This is a genomic window from Nostoc sp., assembly GCF_036917155.1.
In the GTDB taxonomy this organism is placed as follows: domain Bacteria; phylum Cyanobacteriota; class Cyanobacteriia; order Cyanobacteriales; family Nostocaceae; genus Nostoc.
In genome coordinates this window covers 1-22,672 of the sequence record NZ_JBALDZ010000067.1, presented here as the reverse complement: position 1 = coordinate 22,672, position 22,672 = coordinate 1, and the positions used below count along the sequence as shown (strand labels likewise).

15 protein-coding genes, 1 tRNA gene and 1 pseudogene are annotated in these 22,672 nt (G+C 41.1%); 6 read left to right on the top strand and 11 right to left on the bottom strand.

Annotated elements, in window-relative coordinates; all coding sequences use genetic code 11:
- Positions 1-15: 15 nt before the first annotated feature.
- Together egtD and V7K67_RS34335 are read right to left on the bottom strand one after the other, a co-directional pair.
- Complete coding sequence (gene egtD, locus V7K67_RS09845; RefSeq protein ID WP_334731551.1) at positions 16-990, bottom strand: L-histidine N(alpha)-methyltransferase; 975 nt, start codon at positions 988-990, stop codon at positions 16-18.
- Between the two features lie 166 nt (positions 991-1,156).
- Positions 1,157-1,807, bottom strand: a pseudogene (locus V7K67_RS34335) (CHASE2 domain-containing protein).
- A 227-nt stretch (positions 1,808-2,034) separates the two neighbouring features.
- Here V7K67_RS34335 and V7K67_RS34330 point away from each other — a divergent pair.
- The 3 genes from V7K67_RS34330 to V7K67_RS09825 all read left to right on the top strand — a co-directional run bounded on the left by V7K67_RS34330 (position 2,035) and on the right by V7K67_RS09825 (position 3,935).
- Positions 2,035-2,454, top strand: coding sequence for a DUF2752 domain-containing protein (locus tag V7K67_RS34330; protein ID WP_442943801.1), 420 nt, complete (start codon positions 2,035-2,037; stop codon positions 2,452-2,454).
- Between the two features lie 144 nt (positions 2,455-2,598).
- On the top strand, positions 2,599-3,804 hold the full coding sequence (locus V7K67_RS09830) for a murein hydrolase activator EnvC family protein (protein ID WP_334731564.1): 1,206 nt from the start codon (positions 2,599-2,601) through the stop codon (positions 3,802-3,804).
- Between the two features lie 58 nt (positions 3,805-3,862).
- Positions 3,863-3,935, top strand: a tRNA-Arg gene (locus V7K67_RS09825).
- A 289-nt stretch (positions 3,936-4,224) separates the two neighbouring features.
- Here the strand turns inward: V7K67_RS09825 and V7K67_RS09820 are convergent.
- From V7K67_RS09820 to V7K67_RS09810, 3 genes are all read right to left on the bottom strand, one after another.
- Complete coding sequence (locus tag V7K67_RS09820; RefSeq protein ID WP_335166319.1) at positions 4,225-4,827, bottom strand: type II toxin-antitoxin system PemK/MazF family toxin; 603 nt, start codon at positions 4,825-4,827, stop codon at positions 4,225-4,227.
- A 1-nt stretch (position 4,828) separates the two neighbouring features.
- Positions 4,829-5,308 (bottom strand): type II toxin-antitoxin system antitoxin SocA domain-containing protein, encoded by a 480-nt coding sequence (locus V7K67_RS09815; RefSeq protein WP_334731556.1) that lies wholly within the window; start codon positions 5,306-5,308, stop codon positions 4,829-4,831.
- 266 nt (positions 5,309-5,574) lie between these two features.
- Positions 5,575-5,925, bottom strand: a complete 351-nt coding sequence (locus V7K67_RS09810) for a TniB family NTP-binding protein (RefSeq protein ID WP_335166317.1) — start codon at positions 5,923-5,925, stop codon at positions 5,575-5,577.
- Positions 5,926-6,387: 462 nt separating this feature from the next.
- Here V7K67_RS09810 and V7K67_RS09805 point away from each other — a divergent pair, with 462 nt between their 5' ends.
- A complete protein-coding gene (locus tag V7K67_RS09805; RefSeq protein ID WP_335166315.1) occupies positions 6,388-8,538 on the top strand; it encodes a PAS domain-containing sensor histidine kinase in 2,151 nt (716 codons plus the stop codon).
- Positions 8,539-8,557: 19 nt separating this feature from the next.
- Here V7K67_RS09805 and V7K67_RS09800 read toward each other — a convergent pair whose 3' ends face one another.
- The 5 genes from V7K67_RS09800 to V7K67_RS09780 form a co-directional block, all read right to left on the bottom strand.
- On the bottom strand, positions 8,558-8,725 hold the full coding sequence (locus V7K67_RS09800) for a hypothetical protein (RefSeq protein WP_334708844.1): 168 nt from the start codon (positions 8,723-8,725) through the stop codon (positions 8,558-8,560).
- An 87-nt stretch (positions 8,726-8,812) separates the two neighbouring features.
- Complete coding sequence (locus V7K67_RS09795; protein WP_334708843.1) at positions 8,813-9,817, bottom strand: transaldolase; 1,005 nt, start codon at positions 9,815-9,817, stop codon at positions 8,813-8,815.
- A gap of 239 nt (positions 9,818-10,056) precedes the next feature.
- On the bottom strand, positions 10,057-11,487 hold the full coding sequence (gene pyk, locus V7K67_RS09790; protein WP_334731559.1) for a pyruvate kinase: 1,431 nt from the start codon (positions 11,485-11,487) through the stop codon (positions 10,057-10,059).
- Positions 11,488-11,806: 319 nt separating this feature from the next.
- Positions 11,807-12,850 carry a type I glyceraldehyde-3-phosphate dehydrogenase gene (gene gap / locus V7K67_RS09785; RefSeq protein WP_334708841.1) on the bottom strand — a complete coding sequence of 348 codons (1,044 nt, stop codon included), beginning with the start codon at positions 12,848-12,850 and terminating at the stop codon, positions 11,807-11,809.
- Positions 12,851-12,964: 114 nt separating this feature from the next.
- A complete protein-coding gene (locus V7K67_RS09780; RefSeq protein WP_334731560.1) occupies positions 12,965-14,833 on the bottom strand; it encodes a vWA domain-containing protein in 1,869 nt (622 codons plus the stop codon).
- Positions 14,834-15,133: 300 nt separating this feature from the next.
- On the opposite strand from V7K67_RS09780, the gene V7K67_RS09775 reads away from it, so the two are divergent.
- On the top strand, positions 15,134-15,493 hold the full coding sequence (locus tag V7K67_RS09775) for a Rieske (2Fe-2S) protein (RefSeq protein ID WP_179068165.1): 360 nt from the start codon (positions 15,134-15,136) through the stop codon (positions 15,491-15,493).
- A gap of 127 nt (positions 15,494-15,620) precedes the next feature.
- On the opposite strand, the gene V7K67_RS09770 is transcribed toward V7K67_RS09775, so the two are convergent.
- Positions 15,621-16,124: an Hsp20/alpha crystallin family protein gene (locus tag V7K67_RS09770; RefSeq protein WP_334731561.1), complete on the bottom strand. Its 504-nt coding sequence runs from the start codon at positions 16,122-16,124 to the stop codon at positions 15,621-15,623.
- A 687-nt stretch (positions 16,125-16,811) separates the two neighbouring features.
- On the opposite strand from V7K67_RS09770, the gene V7K67_RS09765 reads away from it, so the two are divergent.
- Complete coding sequence (locus V7K67_RS09765; RefSeq protein ID WP_335166312.1) at positions 16,812-22,532, top strand: PAS domain S-box protein; 5,721 nt, start codon at positions 16,812-16,814, stop codon at positions 22,530-22,532.
- Positions 22,533-22,672 lie beyond the last annotated feature (140 nt).

Genomic DNA, 22,672 nt, shown 5'->3' with positions numbered 1-22,672 from the left:
AAATGTAAAAAAAGTTTAAGCTTGACAAAGAATTAATCCAAATAAATGCTTGGGATCTGTCCAAGTATTAAGTGTTTTAAGTCCGTGTGTCTCCAGTTGTTTTTGCATAATGACTAAATCAAACTTGCGAGAAATTTCGGTAAGAATGCTTTCTTCATCTGCAAACAACACTTGTAAATCTAATGCTTCTAGAGATACTTTATGACTTTTTTGGCAATGCAGATACATCTCTATTTGAGCATCAGTTTGATTATAAATAGCTTGATGGGTAAATAAACTGAGGTCAAAATCGCCTTGAAAACGCCAATTTAAGTGAGAAAGTATATTCATGTTAAAAGCAGCTGTTACCCCCTGACTATCGTTATAAGCTGGCTCCAAAATTTCCTTGGGTTTTTGTAAATCAATCCCCAAAAGAAAGTAATCTCCTACCTGCAAAGTCTTAGTAATTTGTCTTAAAAAATCATCACATTCTCGTGGGTTAAAATTACCGAGAGAACTACCCAAGAAAAAAATCAATCGTGATGGTGCAAAGGTTGATTCCAGTTTTATGAGTGCTTGTTCATAGGTTCCTATTAATCCCTCAATAAAGAAAGCTGGATATTTTTGCTGTAGCTTTAGCACGCTAGATTTAAGGATTCCCCGACTCACATCAATGGGTATATATCTACAGCAACTAGTAAGTTTTTGATAAGCATCTAACAAAAACTCTGTTTTTGTAGAACTACCACTGCCCAATTCTACAAGTTCACAAGCACCTGTGATCTGAACGATTTCATCGGCATATTGGCGTAAAATCCATGCTTCTGTTCGTGTTGGATAATATTCTGGTAATTCACATATTTGTTCAAATAATTCTGAACCATAATCATCGTAAAAATATTTTGGAGGTAAGGTTTTTGGACTTTGAGTTAATCCTTGAATGACATCTATACCCTCATTATTGAGAGATTTATAATGCTCATTAAGAATTTTTATAGATGTTGCTAACATAATGTAAATACTTTTTAATTTTAAATTAGATTCTTAAATATGACAGATTTATTGTTTAATGGCAATACTTCTTTTTAAGTAATTAGTTTTTCTAATAGTACTAAAACCTTATCAACTTAGTGTAGTAACAAGGCGGATTTGAATATTTTAATATTTGTTGAATAGTTCAATAAGGTTGGCGTCGATTGCGAAAATTAATTAATATTTGACTACCTCCTGCATCTGCTTGTATATATCTGCCTAACTTAGGCTGCAATTGGGGAAGTTTAGTTGCATTAAATCTCATACCATAGGGGTCGCAATTTACATTTTCCAGATAAATATTTTTAGTTTTTAAATAGGTTTCTGCCAACTTTAATGTAAAAGAAAATTTCCATTCTCCCTGTAAATTTGAAGTAGCTAATAAACTTCGACGCTGCTTGCCATCTGTGTCAATTACAGCAGGTTGATAAGTTTTTAATTTATTAGACATCTCCAGAAATTAAATATGCGTTATCCAGAGTCCTTGTAGAGACGTAGCACTGCTACGTCTCTACATTCATTTTCGGAGATGTCTATTTAATAAGGCGGCGATATCTTTATCAGGAATTGGATAGGCTTTAATCCTATTAATATCATTTTCATTAATACCTACAATCAGAATCCTTTCATCAATTGGTTCTTCGGGACGCAGCCGCATAAATGTATCAAATACAGTCCACTCCAAAAATCGTAACGAACCCACTAGGCGCAGGGAAGTTACGAATGCAATTGTGGTAAACCCTATGCGCCAAATATTATTATTGGCTAAATTAATTTTTGTCCAAATTCGCCGCATCATACATCGTGTTTATTGTAAATTTTAGATTGTTATTTTTGATTACAACTAAATATTGACTAATCAATTAAACCTTCTTATCTTGCTCGAATTTCAGATTGAATTCGGAGATTTTTACCATCAATGGTGGGGCGGGTATTGATGTCTTAAGCTTCCAAAAATTTAGCTACTTACCGGACATCTACAGAGAGTATCGATATGTCAACTACGGCTTACTTGTACTCGCTATGATTTTTTTACTCTACCCGCTTGGGGTTTCTATTCCAGGCGAGGTAGAGGCTTATCTCCCCTTCGAGTTACCTACGGTTCCAAGCTATATTGCCACAAATTATCCCAATCTACCTTGTTCAAGTTGCGGTTTAACACGAAGTGTTGTTTCTCTGTACCATTTTGATCTGGATGCTGCTTTGGCTTTTAATAAAGCTGGAATTTTAATTGTAGCTTTAGCGATCGCTCAATTTTTTCTCAGGTTTCCGTTATTGTTCTGGAAATCTTCAGGACTTTGCTGGTTTGACTTGATTCAGTTAGTTACTTACTTGTGGCTTAGTTATTCGGGTGTTTCTAGATACAACTGTTTGAATTTCGAATTGATTTCTCCCCCATTCCCCACTCCCTATTATTGTGTACTCATATATACCACCTGCTAATATATCTGCTCAATGCTGACATAGCTAGAATTCTTGTGTTACAACTTGGCAGACCAATTTAATAATGCGTTGGAGTGGGTGAATCAGATTTTGGGAATAATCCTCATAGTGTTTGAAAGCATAGTTGTGGTGGGGCTTCGCACTATGAGAGCGCGATTTCTAGAAAAAAAGCAGATTTATTGCTATTTGTCTATTGCATTTTGTTGCATTTTGTGTATTTGTTTGTCATTAATTCCAGCCTACGCAACATCTACAGGATCCATTGATAATTTGCGACAACAGCAGCAACAAATGAACCAGCAGCATCAGAGTGTGGTTAACGATCGCGATCGCTTAACTAATCTCCAACGAGAGGCCCAAAAAAACCTCACTGGCTTAAAGCAAAATGTGCAAACTACAGATAGCTACATTCAAGAGAGCGAATCACGATTACAACTCGCCGCCCAACGTCTCCAGAAGTTAGAAGCTGATTTAGATGTGGCGGAACGTTCATATCAGGAGCGTCAAGTAGCAACAGTAGCACGATTGCGTTATCTCCAGCGATCGCCTGCTTCTTTTGGATGGGCAGTTTTGCTTGAAAGCGAAAATATCAGCGACTTTTTCAGCCGTCGTCATCAGCTGAAGTTAGTCTATCAGGCAGACCAGAAAATTTTGCTAAAACTCAACACCCAAGCAAAGCTGATCGATAAACAAAAAACGGAAGTAGAACAGCAAAAAAACGAAATTGCCTTGATTCGTGAGCAACTGCTGGCACAAAAAACCGATTATCAAACCCAAGCGCAATCGCAATCAGAATTGATTCAACGTCTAAATAGCGATCGCCTGGCCTTGGAAGCGGCACAAAATCAGCTAGAAAGGGAATCCAAAAACCTGGAAGTCTTGATTCAACAAAAGGTAGCAGAAGCTAGAGCAACAGAAGAGGCGCAAAGCAAAACCAACAGCCGTACAAGCATCATCATCCGAGGAACTGGTGTAATGGCATATCCCAGCGATGCTCCTACTAGCAGTCCCTTCGGATGGCGGATACACCCTATTCTTGGCTATCGTCGCTTTCATGCTGGGTTAGATTTTGCCGCTAGTTATGGTAGTAAAATACGGGCAGCCGATTCAGGAAAAGTAATTTTTGCTGGGTGGTATGGTGGTTATGGCAGAGCAGTAATTATCGACCACGGCAATGGTCTGACGACACTCTACGGTCATACCAGCGAGTTGTATGTCACTGAAGGACAAGCAGTTGAACGCGGACAAGCGATCGGTGCTGTCGGTTCCACGGGTTTCTCAACTGGCCCCCACCTCCACTTTGAAGTTCGTCGAAATGGTACACCAGTCAACCCTACTGATTATCTTTAACTCATTGCCAATTCAACCGCAAATTTTATCACAGACGTGCTATAATCGGGAATAATGAGGGCGCGTAGCTCAGTGGATAGAGCAACAGATTCCGGTTCTGTGGGTCGGGGGTTCAAATCCCTCCGCGCTCGTTACCTGTACATTAACTAACTAATGATGCAAGGAATTTGATAGATTGGCTTGGGAGAATTATCAAGAATTAGCACCAGGACAAAAGATTGGTCCTAGTAAATCAATAGTATTTGCTTTGACAAAAAATCATGCAGCAAGGTTAACCAGATAAAATCGAGTCAGCAGTGCGGAGATTGCCTGATTTGTAGTAATTTAGGCATCAAAGTTAAGAATATTTGTAGGTTGGGTTGAACGTGAAGAATTGGAGAAGCAGTACAAAACAGTTGTCAATGATAAATATCCTATTTACTATAAGCCTAAATTGTTTATTAATTCTTCTATGACTAAACTTTTGGTTTCTTCAGGTAGATAATCAAAGACTTTTTTTAAAAATTCTGGAGACGCATTTTGAGCAAACCAGTCTTCACTAGGATTCTCTTGAATATTCAAAAAATACTTTAATCGTTCTTCTATAGCGTCTTTATCTGGTTTATCTAATTGTCCAATTCTATCTAACCAATTTGGTGATGAGTCTTTGAAGCAATTAGCATCAACAGTACATATTTGATGAACTAAAGCGTAGGAATTTTTATCAAGACCATTTTTTATTGTAGAGTTAATTGGATATGTGGTTGGTAAACCGTTAAATGTTCCTTGTGAAGTCAGAGGAATAACGGAAAACGTTGCTATATATCCAGATTCATCTTGAAATTGATCGCTTGTCCAGATGATATAAGGATGTATCCCTCTGAAAACCCTACTTGAATTAATATTCTCAGTACAAGTTTGACATTCTACTTCACCTGGCTCATCTAAATTATAAATATGGACATGACCCAGTTTGCAACGAAGAGATACCCTATAGGGATTTATGGAATAGATCCAACCTTGTCTAGGTCTTTGTCCAGCCACTTTACAATCCTAATTCACTGACTAATTTTTCTCTTTCTGCTTGTAAGTTAAGTTTAACTTTTTCTTCTGGTCGATGGGTATTTTTTGCTTCCAGCATTGGAGCAGTGCTATATACATACTCTAGTAACTGATTCAGTTTATCTGCGCCAGCCCACTCTCTCCGAATATTATCCAGGATGAACTTAAGACTTAGAGGTATTTGCAAATCATCTACTTGAGCAGCTTCATCTATAGGTCTAATGTATGTTGCATTTTCCTGAGATTCTTGAATAATTTCTTTCCCATTCATTTGATTTAAAGCAGCATCTATACCCTCATTCCAAGGGCCGAATTGATAATAACACCAATCTAGATCAGTCAGCTGCTTTCCTGTCCACTTAACAGAGTAAAGATCAGCTAAATACAAAAACTTGATCAGCTGTGTTTTTGTAATATACCCTTTTGTCGCGTAGACAAAATATTTTATTAGTTTATTCAACATGACCTTTCTCTCTGTTAACTGCCACAAAATAGTCTAATTAATGAACAAATATAAATGTATATAAAGATTCATAATCCTTTTTATTTAATAAAATATAAAGATTTTATACAATGTTTCTATCGGTTAATTATAGTTGTTTTTTTTGCAATCCTTAACACTTTTTGGCTTACTCATCGTAGACCACAGTATATCTGTACTAATATAATAGTACACCATTAATGTAACCGACACAATCTTTGACTAAAATCTCATGTGTTGTAAGTGTCTCATGGACTTGTCGCATTTCGGTGAATAGCCTTTTGCCACTTTACCATTTCCGTAGACGACACAAAGCACCTTTGACACCAACAATCCACCCACAATGCTGGAAATTTGAACCTTGCCCCACAGTTCGGGTACTCTGAAATTACCCCAAAGAATTCTTTAGCACCGCACTCCTGGGGAATTTGGATATAGGCCACAGGTACAATTGGGGGTTTTCCTGCAACTTGAGAGGGTTTATTCCTAAGCCTATAGGCATCACAACCCATAGTTTTACCCGTTCTCGATTCACCCACCACACGCCCAGATTGTCTTGATTGGCGCTTTCCTTCCAACCAATCATGGAGAATTTGCACTTGTTCAAGTGGGACAAAACCTTTACGATTTAATCGTTGAATCTCCGCCTGTAATTTTTCACTATTAACGCATTTAAAAGACCGCTTTCAATGCTTCTACGAGTGATATAGATATAATTGTTGAAAAAGATAAATCAACATTGCCACCGGTCAATTTGGCATCTTTAGAGATGCTTAATTTAATTAAAGGAGACAGTGCCGTGGGCAGATTTCCCGGCTTGAGGCAACTGTCGTCAACTGGCGTTCCGAAATCAATCCCACGTTTTTAAGGGTGGGTTCACTTCTGCATTGCTACCAACTCTTGGAGACATGCAATAGACATACTTCTGCATAATGAATTGTCCTCTTTCTACTACGATTTCCAACAGATGGATATTATCAGAAAGAGGAATGTTACATTACCTAAACAATAGGGAATCCTAGATTTGAGAACCCAAAAAATCTATTAGTCAGTTAGACAGAATGAACTTTCAACAGCAAGGCATTCAATCCGATAACAATCTTTCTGTAAACCAAGTGCTAAAAGTTGATGAAGTCAGTAGAAATGTTCAGGAAATTGAACATCAATTAGTAGAGGCAGATTTGAAACAGTTGCAAGATAAATTTTTGTTACTTATAGAACGTAATCCTTTGCCTTTAATTGAGTGGAATACAGCGTTTCAAGTAATACAATGGAATCCGGCTGCTGAACAACTATTTGGATACAGCAAAAGTGAAGCACTCGGTTGCCAGGTATCAGAAATAATTGTGCCAGAAAGTGAGAGAGTACAGGTCATCAAAATAATGGAGTTATTAATTGAAAAAAAAGTGGGAGGTAATAATCTCAGTAAGAACGTGACAAAACATGGAAGAGTGATTATTTGTGATTGGTGTCACACTCCGATAACTAACGTTGATGGCAAGGTAATTAGTATTGTCTCAACAGTGCAGGATATTACAAAAGTAAAGTCTTTTGAAAGCGCTGTGCGCGAAAACGAAAGGACCTATCAGCAAATTCTTGATGCAATTACAGATATGGTGCTGGTTAAAGGTGCGAAATCTCGAATTATTTGGGCAAATAAGGCATTCCGTGATTATTACGGTATGAGTGAGTCACAGCTTCAAAATATGATTGATGCACCCTTCAGCGAACCTGATCATACCCTGCAATATATCAAAGATGATGCTTACGTATTTGAAAGTGGAAAGACCCTAGAAATTCCCCAAGAGCCAGTAACTCGGTACGATGGGGAAGTACGCCTATTCCATACAATCAAATCTGCTATCCGTAACGAACTAGGTCAAGTCATAATGACTGTTGGCGTATGTCGTGATATTAGTGAGCATAAACAAGCTCAGAAAGAACAGGCGAACTTGTTAGCAATTCTAGAAGCAGCACCAGACTTTATCAGTACTGCTGACTTAACTGGGCGGGTTCTTTATTTTAATAAAGCAGCTCGCAAAATGTTAGAGCTAGGGGAAGAAGAATCCCTTCAGGGGAGAAATTTATCCCAAAATCATCCGAAATGGGCAAATGAAATTATCCAGAATCAAGGATTACCAGAATCATCTCGAGTCGGTGATTGGGTTGGAGAAACGGCTATTTTAAAAGCAGATGGACGAGAAATTCCCATATCCCAACTGATTATTGCTCACAAATCACCTGATGGAGAAGTTGAATATTTCTCGACAATCGCCAGGGATATCAGCGAACTCAAAGCTGTGGAAGAAACTTTATGGCAGAAAGCGGAAGATTTAGAGCGCACTCTTAAAGAACTGCAAAGCACCCAAGCTCATTTGCTCCAAAGCGAAAAAATGTCCTCTATCGGTCAATTGGTTGCTGGAGTGGCTCACGAAATCAATAATCCTACGAGCTTCATCTACAGCAACATTCAGCCTGCTAACGAATACATTAACGATTTGCTGCTTTTGATTGAGCTTTACCAAAAACATTATCCTCATCCGGTCAATGTCATTCAAGAACAGATAGAAGCTATTGACCTAGAATTTTTAATGGCGGATTTGCCCAAGTTACTCTTGTCAATGAAAATGGGGGCAGACCGAATTAAACAAATCGTTCTTTCATTGCGAAATTTCTCTCGTATGGATGAAGCGGAATGTAAAGCCGTGGATATTCACTTAGGCATTGACAGTACTTTAGTAATTCTAGAACATCGCCTCAAGGTACAACATAACCGTCCAGCAATTGGAATCATCAAGGAATATGGCAAGCTACCTTTAGTAGAATGCTATGCAGGGCAGCTCAATCAAGTTTTTATGAACATTCTGGTTAATGCTTTAGATGCACTAGAACAACGGGATGCAAAGCGTTCTATTGAACAGATGCAAGAAGTACCCAGTATTATCCGTATTTGTACTCAAGTATCTCCTGATGGAAAAGTGGTGATTCGGTTTATTGATAATGGAGCAGGAATACCAGAGAATGTGCTAAAAAGATTGTTTGACCCCTTCTTTACGACTAAGCCAGTAGGGATAGGTACAGGGTTAGGGTTATCAATTAGCTATCAGATTATAGTAGAGAAGCATAAAGGAAAACTTACGTGTTTATCAATACCAGAACAAGGAACTGAGTTTCAAATTGAGATTCCTATTAGCTTGCCTTTAGGAGACTAAGAAGACGATAATTCAACAACTATATTGGCTCACCATCACCAACAGCCTCGCCAACTGTTGAGACTAACAAGAGTGTAGAACCCACTATTAACCCAAGTTGCGGGTTATCAAATTCTGGATATGTTGCATCTGTCAATTCATGCGAACAATTTGGAAATGCGCCACGCCAACCTGGTAGTATATGCACGTATAAATTATCTATAAAATGATAGTGCGTTACGGCTAAAGCCGTAACGCACTATCATGCTTCGATGTTTTTTTTAATTGGAAGTCCCTAATGACTTGCTACTACCTCTCCTTCAAGGCGAACCAGTCGGTCTGCCAAAAGTTTCTCAAGGTCTTCTAGTGCCTTGGTGAAACCTTTGATGCCCTCGTCTAGTTTGTCAGTTGCCATGCGGTCGGCGGCGTGCAGTTTGTCATAAGTAGCTTTGTCAATGGATATCTTTTCAATTTCCAAGTTTGCTACCTTAGCAGGGTCAAGTTTACGTGGTAGTTCTCCAACGGTTGCTTGCAATTCAGACAAAAGCGATGGTGAAATTGTCAGCAAATCACTACCTGCAAGTTCAGTAATTTCACCAAGGTTACGGAAGCTAGCTCCCATAACTTCGGTTTTATAGCCGAATTTCTTGTAGTAGTTGTAGATTTTGGTGACAGACAAAACTCCTGGATCTTCGGCTACTGGGTAGCTATCGCGTCCAGTATCTTTTTTGTACCAGTCAAGAATCCGACCAACGAAGGGAGAAATTAAAGTAACACCAGCTTCGGCACAGGCGATCGCTTGGTGAAGACCAAACAACAAGGTCAGGTTACAGTGAATACCTTCTTTCTCCAGGATTTCCGCAGCGCGAATGCCTTCCCAGGTGGTGGCAATTTTAATTAAAACGCGATCGCGGCCAATTCCAGCGGCTTTATACTGGGCAATTAATTCCCGTGCTTTAGTCAGGGTAGCTTCGGTATCATAAGACAAGCGAGCATCCACTTCTGTAGACACGCGACCGGGAATAATTTGTAAAATCTTTAATCCAAAGGCAACTGCCAAACGGTCAAAAGCTAGAGAAACTATCTGTGCTTGGGTAGCTCCGGCTCCAGCATCTTTCTTTGCCTGAAGTAAAGTTTGATCAACAATTCCCTGGTATTCCGGCATCTGCGCCGCAGCAGTAATCAGAGAAGGATTGGTGGTGGCATCTTGGGGTTTGAATTTTTCAATTGCCTGGATATCCCCCGTATCTGCGACCACAACAGTCACTTCTCGCAATTGTTCCAGTAAATTCTTAGACATAAAATACTCCGTGATGTTTGTTTAGGATTTACTTAATTCCCCAGGTCTTTAGTGAGTGCTGAGTGAAAAGTGCTGAGTTAGGAGTTAGAAGTGCTGAGTTAGGAGTTAGGAGTTAGGAGTTATTATTCTCTTTCCCAGTGCCCAGCCCCAATCCCTAGTCCCCAGTCCCTTCAATTCTGTTTTGGAATCATTGCCCAAGTTTGCTTACTATTGAGAGCCACAGCCTTATTCTAAGTGCCTTATGCCGAAATTGGCTGTCCAATGGAATGCACTTTGATTAAACTAGTTGTTCCCGATTTACCAATTGGAACGCCAGAGGTAATTACCACCTTATCGCCCTTATTTGCTAGACCCATATCTACAACTGTGTTCACCACATTGGTAAACATCTCTTCGGCATTGTGGACTGGTGGAATCAGTAAAGGTTCCACACCCCAAGAAAGGGCTAGCTGGCGATAAGCGGTGATGTCAGGGGTTAGGGCAATAATTGGAGAAGTTGGGCGGTATTTAGACACCATTCTCGCTGTACTCCCTGAAGAAGTGTTACAGAGAATTGCCCGTGAGCCTGTTTCATAAGCGATGCGACATACCGATTCTGCCACAGATTCGGTGACGCTGAGACTACCTGCCTCATGACACCAGGAATGTCTGCTACCTTCATCTAGAGCCTGTTCTGTCCGCACAGCAATATTGTGCATCATCTGGACAGCGGCGACGGGATATTGTCCGACAGCTGTTTCACCAGAAAGCATTACTGCATCCGTACCATCGAGGATAGAGTTGGCAACATCGGTTGCCTCGGCGCGGGTAGGGTCGGGGGAACTGATCATCGATTCTAGCATTTGCGTGGCTGTAATCACCGGTTTGCCAGCATGATTACAACGGCGAGTTATATCTTTTTGAATCAGAGGGACTTCATGAATGGGTATTTCTACGCCTAAATCGCCACGGGCAATCATGATGCCGTCGGCGACCTTCAGAATGGAGTCAAACTCCTCTACTGCTTCTGCTCTTTCGATTTTGGCAATTAAACGAATCGAAGCACCAGCGGCTTCAATCATTCGTCTGGCGGGTTCTAAGTCTTGTGGCGATCGCACGAAGGACACCGCTACCCAGTCTACACCCAACTGAATGCCAAAGCGGAGATCCAGCAAGTCTTTTTCGGTGATGGAACTGACAGGTAAAGGAGTTTGGGGCAAGTTCACCCCTTTGTGGGTGGAAATTAAACCGCCAATTTTTACTTGTGCCCGAATGCGATCGGCATCGCGAGCAGTAACAATCAACTTGACGCGACCATCATTAATTAAAATTGGTTCGCCTGGTCGCATCATTGCGAACAAAGTCGGCAATGGTAGAGGTATTTCGTCAATACTCTCACCCTTTTCTTGCAAAACAAAAGTGACTTCAGTACCAGATTCCAGATTTAACCCTTCCGGTGGTAAAGTTCCCAAGCGAATTTTGGGGCCACACAAGTCTTGCATAATTGCGATCGGCTTTTGCCGCTCAGTGCTAATCTGTCTGAGATAGTGAGCCGTTTGGGCGTGGAATTCATAAGCTCCGTGGGAAAAATTTAACCGTGCCACATTCATTCCAGCTTCTACTAAGGCTTGCAGCTTTTCAGGTGCAGATGTAGCCGGCCCAACAGTACAAATGATTTTGGTTCGACGCATAGGGATTGGGGGTTGAGGAGTAACCTGCAAATTTGGATGCTTTGAGCGTAGGCGTAGCCCGTCGTAGACATCGCCCAAAACATCCAAATTTACACGTGCTTCATATCACTGGGTTGTTAAAAAAAGATACTAGATTACGTTTTATTTTCAGGGTATTTACCATCTGACCCAAATCCCAAATTGGGTACTGGGGACTGGGGAAGAAACAAGTTAAAAGTTAAAAGTTAAAAGAAATATTGAATTTATCTTTCTTTTTACTTTTTACTTGGTTCTTTTTACTTGTATGCCCCATGCCCTATGCCCAATTCCCAATGACTAATCAAACCACAGCCGCAGTCGGGGCGAGTTTTTCCTTCTGTGACATAGACAACATCAGGTCAATCACGCGATTTGAGTAACCCCACTCGTTGTCATACCAGGCAATTACCTTGAAGAAGTTAGAATTCAACTCAATCCCAGCGCCGGCGTCAAAGATACTGGAATGGGTATCGCCTTGAAAATCTGTGGAAACTACTTCTTCATCCGTGTAACCCAAAATACCTGATAGTGAACCTGCGGCAGCCTCCTTCATAGCAGCACAGATTTCCTGATAACTGGTGGCTTTGGCAGTTTTAAAAGTTAAATCAACTACAGAGACATCAGGAGTCGGAACTCGTAATGCCATACCAGTTAACCTACCCTTTAATTCTGGTAAAACCAGTGCTACGGCTTTAGCTGCACCTGTGGAAGAGGGAATAATATTTTGAGATGCACCTCGACCACCCCGCCAGTCTTTCTTGCTGGGGCCGTCTACAGTTGGCTGAGTGGCAGTCATAGCATGAACTGTGGTCATCAACCCTTCAGTCAACCCAAAGTTGTCATTAATGACCTTAGCGATGGGAGCTAGACAGTTTGTAGTGCAGCTAGCATTGGAAACAATGATATCCTTGCTGGGGTCAAACAGGTGATGATTTACACCCATCAACAGGGTAGCAACTCTATCTGGATCTTTGGTGGGAGCGGAAATTATCACTCGCTTTGCACCTGCTTTCAGGTGGTTTGCGGCTCCTTCGTGGTCAGTGAAGAGTCCCGTAGATTCCACCACATAATCTGCACCTAATTTTCCCCAAGGTAACTCAGCAGGATTCCTAACTGACACACAAGGAATGAAGTGCCCGTCAATGAGGATGCCGTCTTCCTTGGCTTCAACATTGTGCTTTAATTTACCGTGGGTTGAGTCGTACTTTAATAGATAAGCGAGGTTATCTGGTGGTACTAGGTCGTTAATGCCTACAAACTCAATGTTGGGATTATCGAGACCAGCCCGAAGCACAAGTCGCCCGATTCGACCGAAGCCATTGATACCGACTTTTAATTTAGTCAAGATTAAACCTCCCGTTGTGGAAAGTTGAACAAAAGGAGAAAGTTAAAAGTCAAAATAGATTGCCTTTTACTCTTTACTCTCTGATCCTGACAGTCTCAGTCGGTTAAGTCATGTTTACTTGGCATCTTTTAAGGATTGGGGATTGGGGATTGGTTGAACAAATCGCTTAATTTCACCACAGGCAATATAAGACTTGCCATCAGGAGCGGTTTTGACTTCATCAACGACGTAAAGCATTCCTTCTTCCCGAACCGATCGCGGAAAACGCATGTTCCAATCTGGTTCATATCCGTCGGAAACTACCCTAGCGCGTAGCTTGCTGCCATCTTTAACACACTGAACTAAAATGCTGTCTCCGACACTATCAGTTGAGGGAAGATCGGCGGCACTGGCGGGGCCTTTGGAAGCTTTACCCGTGTTAGTGAAATTCGATTGTCTAGGGGTAATGAAAATATCTGTTTCACCAGGTTGAGCAAAACGGGTGATATTACCACGTACACGATAGAAAGTGGCATCGCTTGAAAGTTCAAGTCCTTCAACAACATAGCGTGCCCCCTCGGCACGAATGGCCCGGGGAAACTGGACGTTCTTGGTGGAATCGTAGCCTGCGGATACGACTTTCACCCGCAGCTTACCCCCTTCACGAACGCAATGCAATTCAACACCTGAACCAACTTCATTGACAATCGGCATTGCGTACACTTCATCGCCAGCAGTTACACCGCGACCCACCAAATCGCTGCGATTGCGCGTCATCGTTTGGTAAGTCTGATCGCGCATCTCTTTCCGTCCAGCATTGCCTAGAGCTTTTTGGGCGATCCGACCGGCGAAATACTCAAGCTGATCGATCTCTTCAGCTATTTCAAAATTCTCGTTCAACCCTTTATCTCGCAAATCTTTCACAAGGGCACGGAGGGTTTCTTCCGCTTCCTGATGCTTGCCATGTTCAGCGAGACTAAGGGCAGTCTCTTTGGCTTTAGCAATGGTGAGGCGACTCAGTTCAAGAATGATCTGGCTGGTAGAGGCAAAAGCAGCTTCCTCAACGGTGCCAATTTTGGCGATGACATCTGCTGTAGCTGAGATATTTTGAATAACATCATTTTGCACAACATCGGCGCTGTAATGCAGCTTCATCACAGGTAAATCACCAACTTGAGCGCTGGCGATCGCTAAACTTAAACCGAGAAGTTTGTCTTCACCTTCGTACAGTTCTCCCAAGGTGAGAACAGCTTGACCAGCATCATTTTGGCTAACTTTAGCAAGACTTAAGGTATCAACCAGGCTGACACCATCAGCCAATTCCAATGTCACCTTGAGATTCTGTCCCACTACTGCTCTGAGACTGTCTAACTCAATACTAAACACTTCGGTTGCTTCATCGATGCTCTGAATGAAGTAGAAGTTGCCTGTGGCGGCCCTTGCTATCCCAATCAGCAGGTCTTCATTGAAACCCTGAGCAAAACCTAAGGTAGTCGTGATAATGCCTTCCTCAGCTTTTTGCCCCGATGTCGCTGTCAGTATTTTGGGGTCTTGAATGCCCATATTGGCGTGACCATCGGTAAGCAACAGAACCCGGTTGATTTTTTGCGGATCGAGTTGCGTCTTTACGTGTTCACAGCCTTTGAGCCATCCCCCCGATAAGTTAGTAATACCGCCTGCTCTGACCTTGTGGATAGAATTTTTGAGTGCAGCTTTGTTAGTCACAGCCTGGGGTGGCACAACGCTGTCCACTTCATCGTCGTAAACAACTACTGAGAGAATGTCATTTGGCTCAAGTTGATCTACTACAGACTCAGCAGCTTTCAGGGCGTGATGCAAGGGCGCGCCTGCCATAGAGCCGGAACGGTCAATCACAAGAGAAAGGTTAAGGTTACGTCGGGGAGATTCAGCTATGTCAACACGAAAACGTAGCAGAATATTAGTCTTTAATGAAGATCCTGCGGGGAGGATAGACTGGTCAAATTCGTAACTTGTCTTAATCATTTTTTATATCCCTTCAAATTGTCTTTTAGAAGCCACAAGCCTTATGATGCTAGGACAGTTGGTGCTTTATTTAGTTTACCCAGAAATAAGTTTTTTCAGTGTAAAAATGGGATTCGATGTAAGATTTTATAGTTTTTGTATTTCACCAACAATCGCTTTTTCGGGAGAAGTTGGCGATCTGTTGACTTTATTTTTGAATTTTGAATTGTTAACCTTCTCCACTCTCTGGTACTGAAAGGCGATCGCATTGGTAACAATTGCGGGAAACTGAAAGCAGATATATTAGGAGAGGAGAACCTAATGAGTTGGACTAAAGTTCTGGCAGTCGAAGCACTTTCCCCAGGTGCGCGAGAAGTGGTGAAAGTTGGCAACCGGAAAATTCTGCTTTTGAATCACGAAAATCAGCTTTATGCTGTAGATAATACCTGTCCTCACTTAAAATTACCGCTGAAGAGTGGGAAAATAACCGAAAGTGGGGCAATTGTTTGTTCTTTCCATCACAGTGCTTTTGATCTGCGGACTGGTGAGGTCAAAGATTGGTGTTCTTGGCCTCCTGGTGTAGGTAAGGTACTCTCGCTAGTTTCACAACCAAAGACTTTACCAGTGTTTCCAATTCGTGTGGAAGAAGGTAGCATCTGGGTTGATGTACAAGAGGAATAATACCCTCTCCCTGAATTTGCTGAAACGATTCTGAGTCAAAAAAAGAAAAACCCCAGCTAATAAATTTAGCTGGGGTTTCTATTAAAATTTACGCAGTTTGAACACTTTCTTGCGATGTAATTTTGGGTTATGTATTATCTGTGCCGGCTTCTATAGAAGCTTTAGCACTTTGAGATTGACCTAAATTGACTTTGAATACCTTGCTTTGCTCTTGCTCCAGTTTGGGTAAAGTCAAAATTAAAATCCCATCTTTTAGGTCTGCCTTAACTTGTTGATTCTGAACTTTGATTGGTAGAGGTATTACTCTAGTGAACTTACCATACCGGAATTCAGAATGAACTTTAGCGTTAGATTGGGACTGCTTTTCGTAACGATGCTCGCCAACAATCGAAACTGCATCTTGAGTGACTTGAACATCCAAGTCTTTAGCTTCAACACCTGGAATCTCAACTCTTAATAGCAACTCGAAACCATTGTCATATAATTCAACAGCAGGAACCCATGCTGTTCTCGATGATGGAGAAATCTCAGAGTTGCCGCGCTCGGCTACTGTCAGATCAGAGAAGAGTTGATCCATTTGACGACGCAAAATCTCCATTTCACGGAATGGTTCCCAACGAATGAGTGCCATATTTCAATCTCTCCTTAACTTTCTAATTCAATTTTGGGTAATCAAACAAAGTTTTAGAGGTATCTAGAAGTTTCAGATATTTAAGTAATTATCGAACCTCTAGTTTTTTTGAGAGGAGCTTTATTTCTTCTCTCTAGTAAATAATTTAATAAAATCAAAATCTCAAAACAGTTGGGTAAACCGTACAAACATCGGTTGGATTTACCGTATCAAACAAAAAAAGGATGAAAAGCTTGAGAATAGCTGATATCAAACTAAGTATGCAATAATAAATTAAACTGCGTTACGTAATGTAAATTTAATTACATTCGCTTGTACTCAGAAGCTCTAGCCCAATACTAAGGGCTAAAGCCGCTGATTATTGTATTGACAGATACACTACACGTAGCTTGCTGTAAATGGAAAAGAACAAGCAGTGAATGCCAAACCATCAAATCAACAAGGAGTATGGGCAATGTCCGCGTTGTTGTATCTTTGTATTTCGATCTTCTTGCGTCACAGAGATTTGGCAGTATTAACATGTTATCCTGCTTAATCTGAAATTTTTCTATACACTCTATACTGAAGATATGGTGGTAAGGAACGATGATTTTATTTACAATCTGGTGATAGAGTTTTGCTTTCTGATTTCATGTTCAGTTTGATTCAACAAATTATTCTTGATTGAAAATTAACTTAGGAACTGATATGGATGCTCAAAAAATCAAAATTTTATTAGTTGATGACAACTTAGAGAATTTACATTTTTTATCAGACATCCTTCAACACCAAGGTTATCAAGTGCAAAGTGTTATTTCTGGAGAATTGGCAATTAATGAGGCGCTTGCTTCTCCTCCTGACTTGCTTTTGCTAAATTTTTTGATGCAGGAGATGGATGGTTATGAAGTTTGTCAAAGGTTGAAAGCTAACGATAAAACTCAAGAGATTTCGATAATCTTTTTCGGTGCTTTAGATGAATTTTTTGAAAAAAACGATGTTTTCGATTTAGGCAATATTGACTATATTTCTCAACCATTCCGAACTAAAGAAGTTTTATTACGCGTACAAAATCAACTCAATATCCAAAGGCTGAAAAAACAATTAAAAGCACAAAATTCTCAACTGCAACAGGAGATTCAAGAGCGTCAACTGGTTGCAGTTGAGTTAAATATTCGCAACAGACAAATAGAAGATATTTTTAAAGAAATTCCCGTTAGCCTTAGCAAAGCCATTTGTAGAGAGGTTTACCAAAGCGAACGCCTTTTAGTCGAAGCTGCCCTGAAGAAGAGTGAAATTCAGTATCGCCATTTAGTGGAAACATCCCAGGATATGATCTGGTCGGTAGACATTAACGGACTAATTACCTTTGTCAACCCAGCAGTCAAACAGATTTATGGCTATGAACCCCAAGAAATGATCGGGCGTGTCTTGACTGATTTCATCTCGCCTACACAAGTTGCTCAAGATAAAGTAGCGTTTGAGCGGGTTCTTCAGGGAAAGTCGATCTTTCAACATGAAACTACCTGTGTTGCTAAAAATGGTACTTTACTTTATCTAATGTTTAATGCGATCGCATTACGCAACGAAGAAGGTCAAGTTATAGGTATAACTGGCACTGCTAGTAATATTACGCAGCGTCGAGGAGTGGAAAAATTACTCCAAGAAAGTGCAATTAAGCTCCGCAACCATAACCTAGTCCTCACGCAATTGGCACAAAATCAGACACTTTATCAGGGTGATTTAAAAACAGCTTTAAGTAAAATTACAGAAGCAGCTGTCAAGAATATTGGGATGGAACGAGCTAGTGTCTGGCTATATGACAAAACAGGCATGAAAATCCAGTGTTTCGATCTATTTGAAGGTAGTCGCAATCAACATAGTCAAGGACTTTCCTTATCAGCAGCAGACTATCCAGCTTATTTTGCAGCTTTGCAGCAAGAACAACCAATTGCCGCAGATGATGCCCATACCGATCCCAGAACTAAAGAATTTTCGGCGTCTTACTCAAGATTAAACATTACCTCTGTACTTGATACACCCATTCGGCTGGAAGGAAAGACCGTAGGAGTTTTATGTTTGCAGGCAGTGAAAGTTACTCATCATTGGACGCTAGAAGACCAAAATTTTGCTCGCTCTTTGGGCAATTTAGTCTCCTTGGTGTTGGAGGCAAAAGAACGCCAACGGGCAGAAGCAGCGCGACGAGCTTCTGAAGAAAAGTTAGCATCAGCTTTTCGGTCATCTCCCGATCCAATTGCCTTAATTAAGATTCCCAACAAACACTATATTGAAGTTAACGACAGCTTTTGTCGGTTTTTTGGTTATTCTCGTTCTCAGGTGATCAATCGCACCGATGAAGAATTAAATTTTTGGGTGAATCCAGAAGAATATAATTTTCTCACCCATGTCTTGCAACAAACAAAAGCCATCCGCAACTTTGAGATTGATGTCTGCACGACAACAGGAGAAATCAGGACAACACTGTTGAGTGCGGAAATGATTAAGATTGATGGGCACTGTTACGTACTGGGCACAGCGAAAGATATTACTGAACGCAAGCAGGCAGAAAATGAAAGCCGTTTACTGCTGTTGACAACCCAAGCTATCACTCGCGCCAGTAATGTCAAAAGCGCATTAGGAGTAGTTTTGCGCTTAATTTGTCAAACCATTGGCTGGGATTTTGGTGAAGCATGGATACCTAATGAAGATGGGACTGTTTTAAAACACAGTCTAGGTTGGTACAGTGAGGAGTGTAGTTTAGCAGAATTTTCCCGCCAAAGCCAAGCTATCAAATTTGCTCTGGGAGTGGGACTACCAGGAAGAGTTTGGCAAAACGAGGAACCAGAATGGATAGAAGATGTTTCTAAAGTTACAGAGCCAATTTTTTTGCGATCGCAACAAGCAGCCAAGGTAGGATTAAAAGCTGGTTTTGGTGTTCCCATAGTGGCCGGAAGCCAAGTATTAGCTGTTTTAGTATTTTTTAAACGTAGCTCAGTATTGGTCGATCGGCGTTTGCTCTTGCTAGTCAGTGCTGTTGCGGCTCAGTTGGGTGGGTTGATTGAGCGCAAAACCCTAGAACAAGAATTAGCACTGAGAGAAGCTCGCCTCAATGCCTTTTTTAGCAGTGCCCCCGTCGGCATGAACATTTTAGATAAACAACTGCGGTTTGTGCAAATCAATCAACTGCTGGCAGAGATTAATGGAGTACCTCAGCAAGATCATATTGGCCAAACTATCCATGAAATTTTACCTCACATCGCCCCTCTAGTGGAACCAATTTATCAACAGGTTTTGTTGACTGGTCAACCCATTATCAATCAGGAATTAAGCGGTGCATCAATTAAAGAACCAGATATTATCCGCCACTTCTTAGCTTCTTATTTTCCGATTCTTGGTGAAGACGATCGCCCCTCTGGTGTCGGCACAGTTTTAGTAGAAATTAGCTATCGTAAACACGTCGAACAAGAACTGCGTTTAGCCAACGAACGCCTACAATATCTACTCACCTCTAGCCCTGTGGTCATTTATAGCAGCAAAATATCAGAAGATTTCGGCACTACCTTTATTAGTGAGAACGTTAAAGAAATGGTAGGCTACGAAGCGCGGGAATTTATCAATAACTCCAGTTTTTGGCTTCATCACGTCCATCCCCAAGATATTGAACTCATCTCGAAAAAATTTTCCCATTTTGTTGAACAGGAGTATATTTCTTACGAATACCGTTGGTTACACGTTGACGGAACTTATCACTGGTTCTACGAAAAGATGAGGTTAATTCGTGACGAAGCTAACTTCCCCATCGAATGGGTTGGTTATTGGGCAGACATTAACGATCGCAAATTGGCAGAATTAGCTTTGCAATCAGGTCAGCAACGATATCAACTTCTAGCAGAAGCCTCACCAGCTTGTATATTTCATACTGATATTAATGGCAATGCCTTATATTTTAATCAACGCTGGAGTGAAATTACTGGATACAGTATAGAAGAGTCTCTGGGAACAGGTTGGGCAAATGCTGTACATCCAGACGACCGCAAGCAGCTGTTGTTGAAATGGAATCAAGCAACATCTGGTAAGTCAACATATAAATGCGAACATCGCTTCTTACGTAATGATAGTACAGTCGTCTGGGTAATTTGTCAGGCTTTGCCAGAATTTGGAGATGATGGAGAAATTAAAGGCTATATTGGTACAATTACAGATATTACTGAGAGAAAATTAGCAGAAGAAGCCTTGTGTGAGAGTGCAGAAAGAGAAAAAGCGATCGCTCAAGTAATTCAAAGAATGCGCCAAACACTGGATCTAGAGACGATATTTGCAGCTACAACCGAAGAATTACGGCAAGTACTTGACTGCGATCGTGTTGTTGTCTATCGTTTCAATCCCCAGTGGAATGGCGAATTTGTCTCCGAGTCAGTGGGTAATGGTTGGATTTCTCTCATAGAAGAACACAACAATCACCCCAATTTTACAGAGGGTGTTTTACAAGATGGCCGTTGCCTAGCAAAAATTTTGGATAGTGCAAATAACTCAGTAGAAGATCCCGATCTGCAAGCAACCCCAGGTACAAGTTTTCGCTGTGTCCCAGACATTTACAACGCTGAATTTCATCCTACTTATATCAACCTTTTAGAGCGCTTTCAGGCCAAAGCCTACATTATTGTCCCCATTTTGTATGGTAGTCAGCTTTGGGGATTACTGGCGAGTTATCAAAATTCCGATTCCCGCCAATGGAAACCAGAAGAAATCAACATCGTGGTTCAAATTGGCAATCAATTGGGTGTTGCTTTACAGCAAGCACAATTGCTAGCGCAAACTCAAAGACAGTCACAAGCATTGCAAGAAGCTGTGATCATTGCTGATGCTGCTAACCGCGCCAAAAGCGAATTCCTCGCTAACATGAGCCACGAACTGCGTACCCCACTTAACGCCATCCTTGGTTTTACCCAAGTCATGAGCCACGATCATGCTTTATCCACTGAACATCAGCAAAATCTAGCAATCATCAATCGTGCCGGCGAACATCTCCTCAACTTAATCAACGACATTTTGGAAATGTCTAAAATCGAAGCTGGCAGAATAACATTAAATCTCAACAGTTTTGACTTAATTCGCCTCTTGGAAAACCTCGAAGAAATGTTGCGCTTCCGTGCCACCTCCAAAGGATTAGAATTAGTCTTTGAATATACATCTCGTCTCCCTCAGTACATCCAAGCGGATGAAAGTAAACTGCGTCAAGTCTTACTTAATCTCCTGGGAAATGCCATCAAATTTACCGATACTGGGAGGGTAACGCTGCGGGTGGGGACTGGGGACTGGGGACTGGGGATTGGGGACTGGGGACTGGGGAAAGGGGAAAGGGGACTGGGGACTGGGGACTGGGGACTGGGGAAAGGGGAGCAGAGAAGAATAATTAATCCCCAATGCCCAATCCCCAATGCCCAATCCCCAATCCCTAATCCCCAATCCCTAATCTTCGAGGTACAAGATACCGGTCGCGGTATTGCGCCACAAGAAATTGACCTACTGTTTGAAGCTTTTGGGCAAACTGAAACCGGAAGAAAATCGCAACAGGGAACAGGACTAGGTTTAGCAATTAGCCGCAAATACGTGGAACTAATGGGGGGAAATATTAGCGTCGCCAGCACTATTGACGAGGGAAGTAAATTTGCTTTTGATATTCAAATTAATCTAGCCACAGCTAGCGAAATCCAAGTCAAAAAAACTAGATGCCAGGTTATTAGTTTAGCTCCCGCTCAAAGCGAATACCGCATTTTAGTAGTTGATGATGCTACAGATAGCCGTTTAGTGCTAGTGAAAATTCTGACATCCATTGGTTTTGCAGTCCAGGAAGCAGGAAATGGTACTGAAGCGATCGCACTTTGGCAGAAATGGCAACCACACTTAATCTTAATGGATATGCGGATGCCAATTATGGATGGCTATGAAGCCACAAGAATTATTAAAGCTAGAGAAGAAACCTCAATTCAAAATCGCAAAACTATTATTATTGCTTTAACTGCTAATGCCTTTGAAGAACAACGAGAAGCAACGATCAAAGCAGGCTGTGATGATTATATTAATAAGCCTTTCCGCGAAGAACAATTACTAGAAAAATTAAGCGAATATTTAGGAGTTCAGTATATTTACCAAGAAGAAAGCTATCAGCTAACAAACACAAATGAAGAAGGTTCAAAATCGATATTGACGCTCACCGATTTAGTTTCTCTATTATCTGAAATGTCATCTGAATGGGTGAAACAGTTGTACACTGCGGCAGCCCAATGCAGTGATGATTTGATTTTAGAATTGGTTGAGCAAATCCCTTCAGAAAATACTGCACTACGAAATTTCATCAAGAATTTAGCTCATGATTTTCAGTTTGAAAAAATTATGGAATTGACGAGTATTGCTGGAGTATTATCCAGTTAATACCAATTCTGTATGAAGATACACATAATAATACCCCCCGCAGTCCCCTAGAGCGCCGGTCGAGTAGAGAGTATTGACAAATTAAAAAGACTATGAAGCAGGAATGAGCGACGAATTTTCTGCTGTAATATGGGACATAC